Source organism: Pseudomonas sp. LBUM1661 (assembly GCF_059695925.1).
In genome coordinates this window covers 4,209,206-4,225,790 of record NZ_CP166794.1, presented here as the reverse complement: position 1 = coordinate 4,225,790, position 16,585 = coordinate 4,209,206, and the positions used below count along the sequence as shown (strand labels likewise).

General features: G+C 59.2%; 20 protein-coding genes. 8 read left to right on the top strand and 12 right to left on the bottom strand.

The window, feature by feature from the left end; translation table 11 throughout:
• Positions 1-6: 6 nt before the first annotated feature.
• Positions 7-246 (bottom strand): hypothetical protein, encoded by a 240-nt coding sequence (locus ACA057_RS19365; protein WP_497341442.1) that lies wholly within the window; start codon positions 244-246, stop codon positions 7-9.
• Positions 247-417: 171 nt separating this feature from the next.
• Between ACA057_RS19365 and ACA057_RS19360 the strand changes: the two genes are divergently transcribed.
• A complete protein-coding gene (locus ACA057_RS19360; protein ID WP_497341440.1) occupies positions 418-636 on the top strand; it encodes a hypothetical protein in 219 nt (72 codons plus the stop codon).
• Positions 637-693: 57 nt separating this feature from the next.
• Entirely contained in the window at positions 694-1,029 is a 336-nt protein-coding gene (locus ACA057_RS19355) for a hypothetical protein (RefSeq protein WP_497341438.1), read from the top strand.
• A 3-nt stretch (positions 1,030-1,032) separates the two neighbouring features.
• Here ACA057_RS19355 and ACA057_RS19350 read toward each other — a convergent pair whose 3' ends face one another.
• On the bottom strand, positions 1,033-1,602 hold the full coding sequence (locus ACA057_RS19350; RefSeq protein ID WP_497341436.1) for an RrF2 family transcriptional regulator: 570 nt from the start codon (positions 1,600-1,602) through the stop codon (positions 1,033-1,035).
• 286 nt (positions 1,603-1,888) lie between these two features.
• On the opposite strand from ACA057_RS19350, the gene ACA057_RS19345 reads away from it, so the two are divergent.
• From ACA057_RS19345 to ACA057_RS19330, 4 genes are all read left to right on the top strand, one after another.
• A complete protein-coding gene (locus tag ACA057_RS19345; RefSeq protein ID WP_497341434.1) occupies positions 1,889-3,094 on the top strand; it encodes an NAD(P)/FAD-dependent oxidoreductase in 1,206 nt (401 codons plus the stop codon).
• Positions 3,095-3,252: 158 nt separating this feature from the next.
• Positions 3,253-4,542 (top strand): NAD(P)/FAD-dependent oxidoreductase, encoded by a 1,290-nt coding sequence (locus ACA057_RS19340; RefSeq protein WP_497341432.1) that lies wholly within the window; start codon positions 3,253-3,255, stop codon positions 4,540-4,542.
• A 25-nt stretch (positions 4,543-4,567) separates the two neighbouring features.
• Complete coding sequence (locus tag ACA057_RS19335) at positions 4,568-5,122, top strand: helix-turn-helix domain-containing protein (protein WP_497341430.1); 555 nt, start codon at positions 4,568-4,570, stop codon at positions 5,120-5,122.
• 22 nt (positions 5,123-5,144) lie between these two features.
• Positions 5,145-6,491, top strand: coding sequence for a glutamine synthetase family protein (locus ACA057_RS19330; protein WP_497341428.1), 1,347 nt, complete (start codon positions 5,145-5,147; stop codon positions 6,489-6,491).
• A 194-nt stretch (positions 6,492-6,685) separates the two neighbouring features.
• Here ACA057_RS19330 and ACA057_RS19325 read toward each other — a convergent pair whose 3' ends face one another.
• The 3 genes from ACA057_RS19325 to ACA057_RS19315 form a co-directional block, all read right to left on the bottom strand.
• A complete protein-coding gene (locus ACA057_RS19325; RefSeq protein WP_497341426.1) occupies positions 6,686-6,949 on the bottom strand; it encodes a hypothetical protein in 264 nt (87 codons plus the stop codon).
• 259 nt (positions 6,950-7,208) lie between these two features.
• On the bottom strand, positions 7,209-8,252 hold the full coding sequence (locus ACA057_RS19320; RefSeq protein WP_497341424.1) for an LLM class flavin-dependent oxidoreductase: 1,044 nt from the start codon (positions 8,250-8,252) through the stop codon (positions 7,209-7,211).
• Positions 8,253-8,356: 104 nt separating this feature from the next.
• Positions 8,357-8,842, bottom strand: a complete 486-nt coding sequence (locus tag ACA057_RS19315; protein ID WP_056740501.1) for a flavin reductase family protein — start codon at positions 8,840-8,842, stop codon at positions 8,357-8,359.
• A 325-nt stretch (positions 8,843-9,167) separates the two neighbouring features.
• On the opposite strand from ACA057_RS19315, the gene ACA057_RS19310 reads away from it, so the two are divergent.
• Positions 9,168-10,574, top strand: a complete 1,407-nt coding sequence (locus ACA057_RS19310; RefSeq protein ID WP_497341421.1) for a purine-cytosine permease family protein — start codon at positions 9,168-9,170, stop codon at positions 10,572-10,574.
• 86 nt (positions 10,575-10,660) lie between these two features.
• Here the strand turns inward: ACA057_RS19310 and ACA057_RS19305 are convergent, their stop codons facing one another.
• The 6 genes from ACA057_RS19305 to ACA057_RS19280 form a co-directional block, all read right to left on the bottom strand.
• A complete protein-coding gene (locus ACA057_RS19305; protein ID WP_497341419.1) occupies positions 10,661-10,885 on the bottom strand; it encodes a hypothetical protein in 225 nt (74 codons plus the stop codon).
• A gap of 108 nt (positions 10,886-10,993) precedes the next feature.
• Positions 10,994-11,728, bottom strand: a complete 735-nt coding sequence (locus tag ACA057_RS19300; RefSeq protein ID WP_497341417.1) for a substrate-binding periplasmic protein — start codon at positions 11,726-11,728, stop codon at positions 10,994-10,996.
• Positions 11,729-11,905: 177 nt separating this feature from the next.
• Positions 11,906-12,244 carry a hypothetical protein gene (locus tag ACA057_RS19295; protein ID WP_497341415.1) on the bottom strand — a complete coding sequence of 113 codons (339 nt, stop codon included), beginning with the start codon at positions 12,242-12,244 and terminating at the stop codon, positions 11,906-11,908.
• A 162-nt stretch (positions 12,245-12,406) separates the two neighbouring features.
• Positions 12,407-13,342, bottom strand: a complete 936-nt coding sequence (locus ACA057_RS19290; RefSeq protein WP_497341413.1) for an MBL fold metallo-hydrolase — start codon at positions 13,340-13,342, stop codon at positions 12,407-12,409.
• 2 nt (positions 13,343-13,344) lie between these two features.
• Positions 13,345-14,376 (bottom strand): alpha/beta fold hydrolase, encoded by a 1,032-nt coding sequence (locus tag ACA057_RS19285; protein ID WP_497341411.1) that lies wholly within the window; start codon positions 14,374-14,376, stop codon positions 13,345-13,347.
• Positions 14,377-14,592: 216 nt separating this feature from the next.
• Positions 14,593-15,333: a response regulator gene (locus ACA057_RS19280; RefSeq protein WP_497341409.1), complete on the bottom strand. Its 741-nt coding sequence runs from the start codon at positions 15,331-15,333 to the stop codon at positions 14,593-14,595.
• Between the two features lie 202 nt (positions 15,334-15,535).
• Here ACA057_RS19280 and ACA057_RS19275 point away from each other — a divergent pair, with 202 nt between their 5' ends.
• A complete protein-coding gene (locus tag ACA057_RS19275; protein ID WP_497341407.1) occupies positions 15,536-15,787 on the top strand; it encodes a DUF2790 domain-containing protein in 252 nt (83 codons plus the stop codon).
• Positions 15,788-16,024: 237 nt separating this feature from the next.
• On the opposite strand, the gene ACA057_RS19270 is transcribed toward ACA057_RS19275, so the two are convergent.
• Entirely contained in the window at positions 16,025-16,465 is a 441-nt protein-coding gene (locus ACA057_RS19270; RefSeq protein WP_497341405.1) for an NUDIX hydrolase, read from the bottom strand.
• Positions 16,466-16,585: the final 120 nt, after the last annotated feature.

The window sequence follows — 16,585 nt, the reverse complement described above, 5'->3', positions numbered from 1 at the left end:
CTCCCGCTAGTGAGCCTTGTTTCGAGTGATGACCTTGGCCTTCACTTCCTCGGCATAACCCTTCAGCCGCTCTTCATCTCCCTGAAACAACTCGCACAGCTTTTGCGCGGCTTGCGCGTCTATATCATTCCCGGCGAGGCGTAATTGCTCGGCGATGCGCAAAAGCTCCACCGCCGACCATCTCAGATCCGATGCCACGCCTTGCAGGTCGCGCCGAAGTTCGTTTTCGGATTCGTTAAGCCACATGATGACCTCCTGCCAATCTCTGCTCCGAAATAGTAGTCCCATTTCGCTGGATGGGCCGTGATGTTCGTCTGATCGACCGGGAGTGCCTTTGGTCGGGAAGATGAGCGGGCACGCACAGATTTGCTGTCGTAGTGAAGTAGTGAATGTTCGCTAGGGCGAGGCAACTTCAAAATGACCAATACCGATGACTTCAGGTTTCACGCGCATGAACTGATCGTTGATCTGGACGCGGCGACGACGGAAATGATGAAACTGATTTCTGCACATCAGTTGAACGGTCCGGAATGGGAGCGGGTGACGCAATGGCAGCATGAAGCTTACGAACGATGGATGACGTATTTGAACGCGCGCTCCTATCCGGATCCCGACGACGTTAATGCGCCTCGCTGAGATGGATGTCTGGGCGGCGACGCGCTACATTTTGCGTTTTTGGGATAAGGAAGCGTCATGCGGATGTTGATCGGGGGCGTAGTGCTCGCTTTTTTGGCGGGTTGTTCGTTGCCCACTTCGCTGGTACCAGGTGAGCCCAATGTCAGCAAGTACAGCGACAAGCCGCCAAAAGAGTATGCCGCGTGCGTGCTGCCGGCGTGGCAGCAGGAAATCCCCAAAACGGCGCAAACGGCGATTTCCAACGGCTACAGAATCACGGCGCCGAGCATCATCACGGCCGACGAAATTGTCGATATCGTGAAGTCGAAGGACGGCAGCCGGGTATCGCTTTATCAGGGGCCGCCCTGGGCGAAATCCGGCGCAATGCGCAAGGCCGTGCGTGACTGCTTGTAAGCACTAGCCGGAAATATCCGCCACCTGGATGAGCGGGGCGTCACTGGCCTGCTCGCTGGTGCTGCCTTTCTTTTCCCGGCGCTCGCTCATCCAGTTGTCCACCTGGCCGCCGAACTCCGCCGGGGCTTTTCGCCCGACCTTTCTTGCCAGGTCAAGAATGGTCTGCTGGGCGAGGGCATCTTCCATGCGCTTTTGTGCAGTCATCATCGCGGCATGGACTGCGCAGGGACCGGCCAGCGCCCAGTCCGGCGGGTTGCCTTCGAACAAGGCACAACGCCCGCGAATCTCTCGGCAATCGAAGATGAGCTTCTGGCCGTCGATGGCGTTGACGATATCCAGCAGGGTAATTTCGTCAGAAGGCCGGGCCAGCTTGAACCCGCCTCGCACGCCCTCAGTAGCCACCACCAGTTTTGCCTTGGCCAGTTTGGTGAAGATTTTCGCCAGATAGTCCAGAGGCACGCCTTGCAACTCTGCGAGGTCGCGCACGCTCGCCTCACGGGTGTCGCCGCCATTACCCACCAGAAAAAGCAGGCAGTGAATGCCGTACTCAACGCCCGCGCTATAAAGAGACATATCGATCTCCGACAAATGTAGTCGTAAATGTTAGCAGCCGGCGGGGGGGCTAGGCAACGCATCCGATCGCCTGCTGATTCATTCTGCTTCGCTGCTATCTGCTTAGGCAGCAGGTTGATTAATCCTCTTCGAACCCATCGAAAGACCTGATGGTTACCATCATAAAAAAATCATTGCGCGTTTTATCTTGGATCAATAGAGTCGTAGTTGTCCGGCCGGCAATGGTAGTTTCTGCGACCGATGAGTGGCCTTCAACGAATTCATTTGGTCTTTCCTGGAGTAAAAAATGAAACAACATATCCTGGTAATCGGCGCAGGTTTTGGTGGCATGTGGACGGCTTTGAGTGCGACACGCCTGTTCGACATTCATGCTCGCAACGACGTCGAAGTGACTGTGCTGGCGCCTCAGGCCGAGCTGCGCGTGCGTCCACGCTTTTACGAACCGAATGCCCATCAACTGGCCGCACCGATCGGCGAGCTGTTCGATGCGGTCGGTGTGAAGTTCATCAAAGGCGCCGCCGAGACCATCGACGTGCAGCAAAAACGCGTCGGTTACATCGATGCATCTGGCAACCCACACGTGTGCAGCTACGACAAACTCGTTCTGGCGACCGGCAGCCGACTGGCGCTGCCGAACACTCCAGGCGTGGCCGAACACGCCTTCGACGTGGATCAGATCGAGCAGGCCGTGCGCCTGGAAAACCACCTCAAGTCCCTGGTCAACCTGCCAGAAAGCAACAGCCGTAACACGGTCGTGGTGGCCGGTGGCGGCTTCACCGGGATTGAAACGGCGACTGAAATGCCAGCGCGTCTGCGGGCCATCCTCGGTGATCGTGCCGACATTGAAGTGATCATCGTTGACCGTGGTGAGAAGGTTGGCGGCTCGATGGGCGCCGAGATCGCCGAGTCGATTGCTGAAGCCAGTCGTGCAACGGGCGTGAAATGGCGCTTGAAATCATCGGTCGTCGCCGTCGATGAAAACGGCGTGACCCTGGCCGACGGTCAGCGCATCGATGCCAAAACGGTGGTCTGGACCACCGGTGTACGCGCCAGCTCGCTGACCGAACAGATTCCCGCCGAGCGCGATCACCTGGGGCGCCTGCACGTCGACGCGCACCTCAAAGTCATTGGTCAGGAAGACATCTTCGCCACCGGCGACGTTGCTTACGCCGCCTCCGATGACATCGGCAACTTTGCCCTGATGACCTGCCAGCACGCCATCTCGCTGGGGCGTCACGCCGGAAACAACGTTGCCGCGCAGATTCTCGGCGTCGATCCGACGCCCTACAGCCAGCCCAAGTACGTGACGTGCCTGGACTTGGGTGCGTGGGGCGCGGTCTACACCGAGGGTTGGGACCGTCAGGTCAAGCTGGTCAAAGAGGAAGCCAAAGCACTGAAGACCCAGATCAACACCCAGTGGATCTACCCACCAGCGGCCGACCGTGTCACTGCGCTGGCTTCAGCCGATCCGATGATTCCTGTTGTCGCCTAAGACGTCGGCGGCGTGCTGCGATAACGCAGCCTGCTGAACAAAAATCCCGCCCAGGTCGCCTTGGACGGGATTTTTTTTGCGCCTCGAATGGTTGCGGTTGTGAAATTTACCGTGTACTTTTTCATGAAATTATAAGTATAAAAGTTCACGAGGCCCGCATGTTTCAACAGTCTAACCACCACGTTGCCAGCTATTACGCCCACACCTGCGTGGATCGCCTGGTCGATCGAACGGCTTTGGAAGGCGAGCAGGACACCGAGGTGGTGATCATCGGCGCCGGTTTCAGTGGCTTGCATACCGCTTTGCGTCTGGCCTTGGCCGGCAAGCGCGTGACGTTGCTGGAAGCCAGTCGGGTGGCGTGGGCAGCCTCGGGGCGCAATGGAGGCCAGGCCATTCTCGGCTGGTCGTGCGACATGCCGCCGTTGGAAACGGCGCTGGGTTATGAACGCGCACGGCGGTTGTGGGACAGCATGCGCTGGGCGGCGCGGGAATTGCGCGACTTGCCGGGACGCCATGGTTTCGACTGTGACTATCGACCCGGCCACCTGTGGACGTCGGTGATGCCGCGACGGGTGAGCCTGCTGACCGAGTGGCAACACGAGGCCAGTCACAAGTGGGGGCACGATGGTTTGCAGTTCATTGCGCGTGAGCAGTTGCCGGAATGGGTCGCCAGTGATCGTTATCAGGCTGGCTTGTTTGACCCTGAGGGCGGGCACCTGAATCCGCTGAAACTGGCCCTCGGCCTGGCGGCTGCGATTGAACAGGCTGGCGGATGCATCCATGAACAAAGCAAGGCGCTGAGCTACCGCGAAGAGGGTGGTCAGTACGTCGTCACCACTGAGCGCGGGCGCATTCGGGCAGACGTGCTGGTGCTGGCGTGCAACGCCTACCTTGATCGGCTCGACCCGCAGCTCTCGAGTTGCGTGTTGCCGGTTGGCACCTATCAAGTCGCCACCGTACCGCTCTCGCAGGAACAGGCGAGCGCGCTGATACCGAGCAATGTGTGCGTCACCGATAACCAGTTTGTCCTCGATTATTTCCGTCGCACACCGGATAACCGGCTGTTGTTCGGCGGAGGTTGTACGTACCTGGGCGGCATGCCCAAGGATATTGCCGCCGCGACTCGGCCTTATCTGGAACGCGTGTTTCCCCAGCTTAAGGGCGTGGAACTGGCGTTTGCCTGGGGCGGGCATATCGATCTCACGCTCAAGCGCACCCCTGATATCGGTCGCCGTGGCGATCTCTATTGGCTGCAGGGTTACTCCGGGCACGGCGTGCTGCCGACATTGGCCGGGGCCCGTGCGGTGTCCGACGCGATACTCGGCCAGCCGGATGAGCTGGCGTTGTACCAAGGTTTGATCAACAACAGTTTCCCCGGCGGTAAATACATGGCGGCCCCGCTGGAAGCCATCGGCAAGGCCTGGTATCGATTACGCGATAGCCTTTGAAGCATCAATTGGCGGAAGAATCCAGATGGACATGCAAGAAGAAATTTCGGCGCTGGCGATCCTGATCCAGGACCTGCGCAAACACAAAAAATACACGCTCAAAGAGCTGGCGGACAAAATCGGTCGCTCCGTCGGTTTCCTCTCGCAGGTCGAGCGTGGCCTGTCACGCCCAACGGTGGCGGACCTGACTGCCATCAGCGAAACCCTGGGCGTGCCGACCACCTATTTCTACAGTTTGCCCAAACCCATGGCATTGCCTTGGGTGACTCGCCCGGACGAGCGACGCACCCTGTATTACGCCGACGGGATTACCGACATTCTGGTTTCGCCGAAGATGAGGGCGACCTTTTCGATGCTTGAAAGCCGATTGGAACCTGGTGCCAGCAGCGGTGACCGGCACATGAATGACAGCTCGGAGCAGGGCGGTTACGTCCTGGAGGGAGAGTTGACGCTGTGGCTCGATGACGACAAACCGGTGACCTTGCGCACCGGTGACGGTTTTCAGCTGGCCAGTCACACCCATTGCCGCTACGGCAACCTCTCCGATCAGTTCACCCGGGTGCTCTGGGTCTACACCTGATAAAACAACAAGGAACACCACGATGGAAGCTGTCTGCTCTGATCTGTTGGCCGAGGTTCGCGCGTTTCGTCAGCGCTACCCCGATGTGCGCTACGTCGACCTGATTTCTCTGGACATCCCCGGGCATTTCTACGGCAAGCGCTACCCGATAGAAATGCTCGAAAAGGTCGCCGCTGGCAGCGTGCTGAAGCTGCCGCAAAACTGTGTGCTGCTGGGGACTCAAGGCGGGCTGTTCAAAATCGGCGACTACTGTTTTAACGACGGCGATCCGGATGCAGTTCGCCGCTTGGTACCCGGTACGCTCAAACCGGTCGGCTGGGAAAAACAACCGCTGGGGCAGATGCTGATTACGTCGGACGGCACGGAAAAACCGATCGTCTTCGAACCGCGCGAAGTGTTGGCGCAGGTGCTTGAACGGCTCGGTCGCAAAGGGATTTTTCCGGTGGTCGCCTTCGAGCTGGAGTTCTATCTGTTTGACAGCCAGTTGCGTGACGGCTTGCCGCAGTTCCCGCGCGATCAGTTGACGGGCGACGCAGACGATCAGCCGAACATGCACATCGAACGGCTCTCAAGATTTTCCCCAGTACTCGATGAAATGGTCGAGACCGCTCGGGCGCAAGGTATCGATGCCACGGTGATCACCGCCGAGCTGGGCCCTGGCCAGTTCGAGATCAATTTCGGTCACCTCGATGACGGCCTGCGTGCCGCTGACTGGGCGGCCCTGTTTTGCCGCAGCACACGGGGCGTGGCCCTCAAGCACCACCACCGGGCCAGTTTCATGGCCAAACCCTACTTGCAGCACCCGGGCAGCGGCATGCATGTGCATGTGAGCCTTTACGACGAGGCGGGGAACAATCTGCTGGCGGCTAACGGGCAGCAAGCGCTGCGTCATGCGGTGGCCGGTTGCCTGGAACTGTTGCCGCACTGCATGCCGATTTTTGCACCGAATCACAATGCAATGCGCCGTTTGAGTGGCACGGTGAACGTGGCGACGCGCGCCAGTTGGGGCTTTGAAGACCGTGATGCCTGCTTGCGGGTGCCTGACTCGGACGCAAAAAACCTGCGCATCGAACATCGCCTGGCGGGCGCCGATGCCAACCCGTATCTGGTGCTGGCGGCCATTCTGGTGGGATTGGAACAAGGGTTGGAAGTCGGCCGTGAACCGATTGCGTCACTCAACGAAGATCGTGGCAGCGGTATCGATTTTCCGTTGGAAATGCTCGAGGCCGTGCAGTCGATGCAAAGCCATGCGCCATTGCGCGAGGGCTTGGGCGCGGAGTTTGTCGATGTGTACTGCGAGAACAAGCGGCAGGACCATTTGGCATTCATGCACGACATCAGCGCGCGTGAGTATCGCTGGTTTCTGTAGAGGCAACCTTAAAAATAGTGTGGATATTTAATAGGTTAGAAGATTTAGTAACTGGATGGTGAATCAAAATATCTTGTTACACGCAGAAATATTACGTAATATTCGCCCCGCGTTCACCACCACGGTTTATGCATTTTTAAGTCCCAGGCGTCCATCAGCTGCCTGGGATTTTTTTTGCCTGAAATTCAGTACTGTCAGTGGACCGCCGAGGATCTTGGGACAGGCACGCGCTCGAATTTGGACACCGCTTTGATCCAGTAGCGGCGATAAGCCGTCTTGTCCGGGGCCACCGGCTTCTGGCTCGACCAGACGTGTTCGGCTTTCAGGCTGGCGCGGTACGCTTCCCACTCCTTCTCTTGCGCAGCTTCCTTCGCTTGGCGTTCGTCATCGAAATAGCCCAGGACGTAAACTTCGCCCTGATCCATGCCATGTTCGATCAATAGATAGATATCTTTCATCAGCTTTAGCCCGCTGCTAGTCCATTCCAGTGTCCCCAGACGATGGGGCATTGTCCTGACTATCGGCAAGCATTTTCGAATATTGAGTTTTATCGATGAATGGCAAAAAACAACCCACACCGATCTGGTTTTGATTTCGTGGGAGCGAGGCTGTTCGCGAAGGCGGCCTGACAGCCGCCTAATCTCTCGCAGCTGCACACAGCCCAAATGTAGTCAGTCAGGCCCCCAGGCTTCGCGTCCGAGGGGCAGGGTGGTGGACTCAGCGGAACGCTGGCACCACATGCTTGATAAACAGCTCCAGGGATTTTTTCTTCTCCGCGTGGGCCAGGCTGTTATCGCACCAGAAGCTGAATTCATCGACCCCCAGTTCCTGGTAGTACTTGATGCGCGGAATGATTTCTTCCGGGGTGCCGATCATGGCGGTGCGGTGCAGACTGTCCAGTTCGAACTCTGGGCGAGCGGCGAATTTCTCTTCCGGGCTCGGCGCCAGGAAACCGTTGACCGGCACTTCCTTGTTGCCGAACCAGGCGTCGAAGGTGCGGTAGAAACGCGAGATCGCCTTGGCCCCGACTTTCCAGCCTTCCGGGTCATCGACCGCATGGACGTGAGTGTGGCGCAGCACCATCAGTTGCGGGCGCGGTACGTCTGGATTGTTGTCCAGCGCGGTCTGGAATTTGTTCTTCAGGTCGAGGACTTCTTCGTCGCCCTTCATCAGCGGCGTGACCATGACGTTGCAGCCGTTGGCCACGGCGAAGTTGTGCGAGTCCGGGTCGCGGGCGGCGATCCACATCGGCGGATTGGGCTTCTGGATCGGCTTGGGCACGCTGGTGGAGGTCGGGAATTTCCAGATATCGCCGTCGTGGGCGTAGTCGCCTTGCCACAGCGCGCGGACTACCGGAACCATCTCACGCAACGCCTGGCCGCCAGACGAGGCCGGCATCCCGCCGGCCATGCGGTCGAATTCGACCTGATAGGCGCCACGCGCCAGGCCGACTTCCATGCGACCGTTGCTGATCACATCGAGCAACGCGCACTCGCCGGCCACCCGCAACGGGTGCCAGAACGGCGCAATGATGGTGCCGGCGCCGAGGTGAATGGTGGTGGTCTTGGCCGCGAGGTAAGCCAGCAGCGGCATCGGGCTCGGCGAGATGGTGTATTCCATGGCGTGGTGTTCGCCGATCCAGACCGTGCTGAAACCCCCGGCCTCGGCCATCAGGGTCAGTTCGGTCAAGTCTTCGAACAGCTGACGGTGGCTGACGCTTTCGTCCCAACGTTCCATGTGCACGAACAGGGAAAACTTCATGACGCTTACCTCGGATCTTTGTTGTTGGCCGGTCGATCGGGAGTCGGCTGGCTATTTATTGGCGTGTCGAAATTCAGGATGTACGCATACTGAGTATTGTCGAATCAGGCGAGAACGGGCAGGGCGCCCATCTTGCCGTGGCAATACACCAGCGGCCCGGCGTTCTGTTGGGGCACGATCAGGTTCTTCACGGCGCCGACCATGATGGCGTGGTCGCCGCCTTCATATTCGCGCCACAGTTCGCATTCGATCACCGCGGTGGCATTGGCCAGAATCGGGTTGCCCAGTTCGCTCAAGGTCCATTCGATGCCTTGGGCCTTGTCTTTGCCTTTGCGGGCGAACGCATAGGCTTCGCTCTGCTGGCCGCCGGACAGGACGTGAATGGCAAAGCGTTTGTTTTTGATCAGCACCGGGTAGGAGTCGGAGCTGTAGTTGGGGCAGAACAGCACCAGAGCCGGGTCCATGGACAGCGAGCTGAAGGCGCTGGCGGTCAGGCCGACGATTTGGCCGTCGTCATCCAGCGTGGTGATCACGGTCACACCGGACGGAAACGAACCCATCACTTGTTTGTAGATGGCGGCATCGATCATGGGACGGTCCTCGGGCGATGTAACGTGAATTCTTATGGGTTTGTAGGTCTGATGGTATACCGTAATACATAGTTTGCAAGGGCTTTTTCTGTGAGCCGATAAACGTGCACCTTCTGTCTTAAAGTCAATGTTTACGGGGCTTTGCGCTAGGAAATGCGTGCGTTTATGCGGCAGGAATGCAGATCAGCGGGGTGTTTAAAGACCGGATCAGTCTTGTGAAAATGTTGGAATACCATAATATGGCTCGCATCTGGGCGGGTGCCATCGAGTACCCCCGGTTTGGCTTCATACAACTATAAGATCAGACAAACTAGAGTTCACGCACATGTCCGAGATGTCCCGGCAAGACCCCCTGATCGAGAATCACACGGTCGACTACGTCCCCCTCGCAGAGCGCCACGGCAAGGCCCGCGATCTTTTCACCTTATGGTTCAGCACCAACATTGCGCCATTGCCCATCGTCACCGGGGCCATGGTGGTCCAGGTGTTTCATCTCGACCTGTTCTGGGGCTTGCTGGCGATTGCGCTCGGGCACATGGCCGGCGGTCTGGTGATTGCTCTCGCGTCGGCGCAAGGTCCGCGCATGGGGATTCCGCAGATGGTCCAGAGCCGTGGCCAGTTCGGCCGTTACGGTGCGCTGCTGATCGTGTTTTTCGCGGCGATCATCTACATCGGTTTTTTCATCTCCAACATCGTGCTCGCGGGCAAGTCGATTGTCGGTATCGCGCCTTCGGTTCCGGTGCCGGCGAGCATCCTCATCGGCGCGCTCAGCGCGACGGCGATCGGGGTGATCGGGTACCGCTTCATTCACACGCTCAACCGGATCGGCACCTGGGTCATGGGCAGCGCCTTGCTCGCTGGCTTCCTTTACATCTTTGCCCATGACCTGCCGGCGGACTTCTTCAGCCGTGGCGGTTTCAATCTGTCTGGCTGGTTGGCGACGGTGTCGCTGGGCATTATCTGGCAGATCAGCTTTTCGCCGTATGTGTCGGATTATTCGCGTTACCTGCCGGCGGATATCGGCATCGCGCGGCCATTTTTCGCCACGTACCTGGGCGCGACGCTGGGCACCATTCTGTCGTTTACCTTCGGCGCGGTGGCGGTGCTGGCCACCCCGGAAGGCACCGAGGCAATGGCCGCGGTGAAGCAGTCCACCGGCTGGCTGGGGCCTATTCTGATGGTGCTGTTTTTGCTCAACATCATCAGCCACAACGCCTTGAATCTGTACGGCGCGGTGCTGTCGATCATCACCTCGATCCAGACCTTCGCCAGCCAGTGGACGCCGAGCATCAAGGTGCGCGTGGTGTTATCGAGTGCGGTGCTGGCGGGGTGCTGTGTGGTGGCGCTGGGCGCGTCGGCAGATTTCATTTCGCAGTTCATCGGATTGATTCTGGCGTTGTTGCTGGTGCTGGTGCCTTGGGCGTCGATCAACCTGATTGATTTCTACCTGATCAAGCGCGGCAGCTACGACATTGCCTCAATTTTCCGTGCGGACGGCGGGATTTACGGGCGTTTCAACCTGCATGCAATTGTTGCGTATTTCATCGGGATTATCGTGCAGCTGCCGTTCGCCAATACGTCGTTGTATGTCGGGCCTTATGCGAATCTGGTGGAGGGCGCGGATCTGTCGTGGCTGGTGGGATTGGTGGTGACGTGTCCGCTGTACTATTGTCTGGCGACACGTGGGCAGGCGCAGGAAAACCGGGCAGTCAGACTGGGTTACACCGACTAAGTCCTGCCTCAGTTTCACAAATGAGAACCCCCGGATAGACAGGATCTACCCGGGGGTTCTTGTTTACGGCGGCACAAAGCCGTTAATCAGTAACGCTGATACTTCGAACCAAACTCAGGACGGTTTTCAGCGACGTACAGTTTGCTTGCCTGGCTGTCTTTTTGATCGACGCCGACGGTGTTGACGTTCTGCGTGGCCGGTTGGCTGACTTTCACGGCTGCCACGACTTGCGAGGTGGCGTGGGGGGCGGCAATGGCCGATGTAGCGCCAAGAACCGACAGGGCGAAACCAAGACCGATGATGCTTTTCATGATGTTGCTCCAGAAGAGTGGGGAGAAGATGTGGCCACTCTATGGCCGGCGCGTCGCAATGAAAAAGCACCCTTGCGCATAGTTGATATCGAGCGCGTTGATCCACCGTCAGCGCGGCGTGTTGTCGCTTAGCCAGCGCTGCTTGAGTTGTTCCAGGCGGCCGTCACGGTTCATCTCGTTCAGCGCCTGCTGCCAACGCGCCACCTGGCGCGCATCGGTTTGCGGGGAAAACGCGATGTACGTACCTTGCTTCATCAGCGGCATTTGATAGTGCAACTGGCTGGGCGCCAACCCTTCTTCGCGCGCCAGGGTGGCGATGGAGAGGGTGTCGGCCACCACAAATTCGGTGCGACCGAGACGCGCCAGACGCATCATTTGCTCGGGCGTTTCTACGCCGTAGACATTGTTCAAACCCTGCTGTTGCAAGTAACCGTAAGCCAGCCATTTGCGCGGGACGGCGATACGGCCCAGGCTCGCGGCTTGCTGCAAACTGCTGACGGGTTGCTGAGCCTTGTCAGCGGAATAGAGCGCGGTTTCCACGTCCATCAGCGGTCCGACCCACTGGTACTGAGCCTCGCGCTCGGGCGTGCGCATCACGGTGAACACACCGGTGGCAGGTTCGGTCGTGGCGACGTGCAAGGCGCGCAGCAACGGGACTTGTTGCAGATGCACCTGGTCGCCGGCGCGTTCGGCCAGCGCGTGCACCACATCCACGCCAAACCCCACCAACTCGCTGCCTTGCTGAAAATGCAGGGGCGGATGGTTGTCGGTGAGCATGTTCAGATCGGCGGCGACCGCAGGGAATGTCAGGAAGAACAACAGGCAACCGACAAAGCGCTTCATGAATCGTCCTTGATGAAATGAAGCGCAAATCTTAGTACGAGCGCGCGGCACCTGTCCCGAGAAATTGTCGGACTATTTCGTCAGATCTCAGGACTGCCGGTGATTGCCCGGCCGACAAATAACCCCTGTGGGAGCGAGCAGGCTCGCTCCCACAATTGATCTGTGGCGGGTTCGTGATCAGTAGCGCTGATATTTTGAACCGAACTCCGCGCGGTTTTCTGCAACGATCACACCGCCGCGTACTGCATTGCTCGGGTTGGTCAAGGCAACACGTTCGCGCAGTTCTTGCAGACGGTCGGCACCGCCCTCGGCAACGCGGTTTTCGATCAGGCGGTCGGAACCCCCTTCGGCAACACGTTCGCGCAGCTCTTGCAGGCGATCGGCACCGCCTTCCACCAGCAGCTGCTGGGCCGGGCTGTGGGATTCAGTGCTCGCCAAGGCCAGGTTCGACAGGCCGAGGCCGCCTACCAGTGCCAAGCCGAGTGCCAGGGATGAGACTTTCGAGAAGTTGAACATGGGTGATTCTCCGTGCGCTTTAGTTTGAGTGGGTCAGTAGCAGGCTGCTATCTGGTGTTCACAGTTAAACGCTCGGGTGTATCGCTGATGTGTGCGCGAATGCGGCGAAATCGGGGTTTGCGTATCTGTCGCGGGTTCCTATACAGACGGATACAAACCGTTTTACGGCTGGACGCGCAAGCCGTCCTCGGCGAACTGTAACGGGCCCTGATAGCTGCGGAGGATGGATTGCACAACGGCGTCACGGGACTCATCGATGTCTCGCGACAGATGGCTGAGTAACAGGCTCGACACGTCGGCGGCGGCGCTGATTCTGCCAATGTCGCCCGGCGCGGTGTGCAACGCGTAAAGCGCCGACGGAGAGTCGGGCGGATCCAGTACGGCAGCGTTGAACACCAGTAAGTCGGCGCCCTTGGCGATGCGCGTGAGTGCGGCGTGGCCGTGGGCGTCGATGTCACCACTGAAGGTGATGCTTTTGCCTTTGTAGTCGACGCGATAGATCACGGCCGGCGCGTCGCGGTGATGGCCGGCCACCGCCGTGATCCGCAGGCCGTCCTCGCTGAGAATGGTTTTGGCGGTCGTGGTGTCATCGATGTCAGTGGTGTTGAACGCCACGGTTCCGGCGAAATCCTGCAAGTAGCTGAAGGCGCCGTCCTTGCCGAACATCAGGTCGATGTAATGGCGGGTGGAAGGGAAGGGTTGTGCGGCACCGGGGCCGAATACCTGGAAGTGGATAGCGGAACGTGACGCCACGGCCCGCGCCTTGACGATGCCCGGCAGTTCCGCCACGTGATCGACATGCAGGTGCGTCAGCAGCACGATATCCAGATGGTGAATATCGAGCTTCGCTTCACCCAGTCGCACGAACGTCCCAGGTCCCGCATCCAGCAGGATTCGCGGTGTGCCGTCGAGCAGCACCACGTAGCCGGCGCCGGCCCGGCCGCCAGCGCCCGGCCCGCCCGAGCCGAGCACTCGTAACTCCAACGGTGCCATGCCCGGTTCCGCCGCCCGGACTCTGCTGGCGTCGACACTGACGCAGAGCACTGCTGCCAGTAGCAACCCTACGGAAAATCGCAGCAGGTCGGGCAGGGAAATCATCGTCACATCGCCGCTACATCAATGACCGCATCGGCAAACGCTTGTGGCGCTTCCTGAGGCAGGTTATGTCCCGCATTCGGCACCTGACGGTGAATCCGTTTGCCGGTGAATCGTTTGGCCGTGGACGAACCATCGCCTGCCGGGTAGTTGCCGTCGTTGAGGCCATCGAGGGTGATCGCCGGCTGGGTGATCGGCGGCAGCGCGGCCAGGCGTTTTTCGATCTCGACGTAGGCCGGAAAACCGTCAGCCAGGCCGAGGCGATGGCGGTAGGAGTGGATCACCACATCGACGTAATCCGGGTTGTTGAAATGGACGGCGGTGCGCGCCAGGGTGGCATCATCGAAAGCCCAGCCCGGCGAGTTGCGGGTCCAGATCACTTTGGCGATGCCGGCGGGATCGGCGGTCAGGCCGAGGCGACCGCGTTCGGTCTGGAAGTAGTACTGGTACCACAGGCCCGATTCGATCTTCGCCGGGATCGGCGCCGTGGCGTGGGCGATGTCCTGCACCAGGTAGCTGTTGACGCTAACCAGCCCGGTGCAGCGTTCCGGCCAGAGCGCGGCGGCGACACAAGCTGCGCGGCCGCCCCAGTCGAAACCCGCAAACACGGCGGTCTTGATGTTCAGGGCATCCATCAAGGCGATCACGTCGTCGCCGATGGCGCCTTGCTGGCCGGCACGCGGGGTGGTCGGGTCGATGAAGCGGGTGGTGCCATGGCCGCGCAGGTGCGGCACGATCACCCGGAAACCGCGAGCGGCGAGTATCGGTGCGACCTCTTCGAAACTCTGAATGCTGTAGGGATACCCGTGCAGCAACAGCACCACCGGGCCGGTTTTCGGGCCGGCCTCGTAGTAACCGATGTCAAGGATGCCGGCGCGGATCTGTTTGATGGGTGTCAGTGCAGCAGCGGGTTTCGCCGGCGTTGTTGCCGCTTGAACCGTGCCAATGCTCAGCAAGTTACTTGCAGCAAGGCTCGCCGCACCGATACTGGCGATTTGCAGGAAGTGCCGGCGTTTGGTGTTGATGGGGTCTGTCATGGGGAACACTCAACCTGTGATGGGTAATCTGCACAGTTGAGCGCAGCGACGTGTCTGGCCTGTTTCAAAATATCCGTCGAGTTAAAGCGCTTGTATCCCGATCCCCTCCAGACACACTGCGATACACAAGGCGCCTGTAGCAGCTGCCGAGCCTGCGAGGCAGCTGCTACAGGTAGCGGTGTGCGGCTTCGGCGCACACCATCCGGGCAAAAAAATTCATGACTGCGCGCCGAGCAATTCCACCGGATACGAAAATACATAGCCTTCGCTGCGCACGGTTTTGATGTAGGTCGGCTCCCGGGAGTCGTCCATCAGCCGTTGGCGCAGGCGGCTCACCAGCAAATCGATGGAACGGTCGAACAGGTCGGCGTCGCGGCCTTGGGTCAGGTTGAGCAATTGGTCGCGGCTGAGTACCCGTTGCGGGTGATCGAGGAACACCCGGAGCAGTCGATATTCAGCGCCGCTCAGGGCGACCATTGTGCCGCCTTCGTCCAGCAAGTGGCGGGCGGTGGTGTCCAGGCGCCAGCGGCCGAAACCCAGCAGCCTGCCGGTTTCGGTGATCAGCAGATTGGGCGGCAGCATCCGGGTGCGCCGCAGTACCGCATTGATCCGCGCCAGCAATTCGCGGGCGGCGAAGGGTTTGGTCAGGTAATCGTCGGCGCCCATTTCGAGGCCAAGGATGCGATCGGTTTCATCGTTGCGTGCGGTGAGCATCAGGATCGGCGTGGCTTTGTGCTTGCCCGAGCGCAGTTCGCGGCACAGCAGCAGGCCGTCATCGCCGGGCATCATGATGTCCAGCACGATCAGGTCGACGGTGTTGGCTTCGAGAAAACTGCGCATTTGCCGGCCGTCGGCGACGACTGTGGTGCGCAGGCCGTTCTTTTTCAGATAATTGCCCACCAGTTCGCGAATCTCGCGATCGTCGTCGACGATCAGGATGTGGTTCACATGTTCCATTGCTCAACCCTCTTATTATTCGCACCGTCTTTTTCGGGTGCGTATGTACCGAACTGTATCCAGGCGTCTGTGTGACACCTTACGCCTTGATAGCGGTGGTTTTACGACACATGGCAGATACCTCGGGTTGATTGAATGGGTTCCATCGAGACAGGACGACTTGCCTCGCACCACTCCCCATTGCAACCCTGAGGACATCATCATGAACGTGAACAAACTCTTCGCTGCAAGCGTCTTCGCGGTGCTGAGCGTCGCGGGTTTTTCGGCGCACGCCGATAGCCATACACACGCTTTTGGCACTCATTTGGATATTAAGCAGGTTATTTCAACTGTAGAAGATGGCGGCGCCAGTTGTGGCATTGTGAATGCGCGGATGACTTACCTGGATTCCAGTGGTGTGCAGAAGGTGCTGGATTACAGCAAGTTTGCGGAGTGTGGTAATCAGGGCGGTTGATCTTGGCGGCCTTCGGGCCGACCAGGATCCTGGTTGATTGAGTACATATCCGTTTCTTGCCCGCGAAGGCGGCCTGGTAGCCGACCAATCCCTTACTGATGCACACAGTACATATGTGGGAGCGGGCTTGCCCGCGAAGGCGGTGGGTCATTTAGCAGTGATGTTGGCTGACACTCCGCTTTCGCGAGCAAGCCCGCTCCCACAGGGGATTTGCGGTGTTTTGTAGATCGGGAGCGGTCAGGCGTTTTCAAGCATGTCGATCAACCGCTCTGGCCACACGGTTTCCCGGGTTTGTTGCAGTTCCGCCACTGACCACCATTTATGCTCTGTCATGACCCGCGCTTCATCTTCCGTCCAGCCATCGCGTGTCAGCTGCTCACTGTTCGCCCGGACGACGAAATAGCGTTCCACGGCCAAAACCGATTCGCCGCTGGGCAACATCATCTGAAAACTGCGCTCACGCACGCTCGTGCCCACGGTGTCGACGTGCAGACCGGTTTCTTCAAGCAGTTCGCGAATCGCGGCGGCTTCGAAGGTTTCACCTTCTTCCAGACCACCCCCAGGCGTCGCCCAATAATCGCGACCATCGAGGGCATCTCCCTTGTGCTGGAAGCGAAACAGCAGCACCTGATTGGAGGGGTTGAGGACCAGGAGTCTGGAGGCATTGCGTTGACGCATGACAGTTTTCTCTTTCCATAGAATGCGCGTGCCGAAGCGATTGATCGTTCCCACGCTCTGCGTGGGAATCCCTCAACGGACGCTCTGCGTTCGGCTCTTGATGTGACGCAGAGCGTCCCG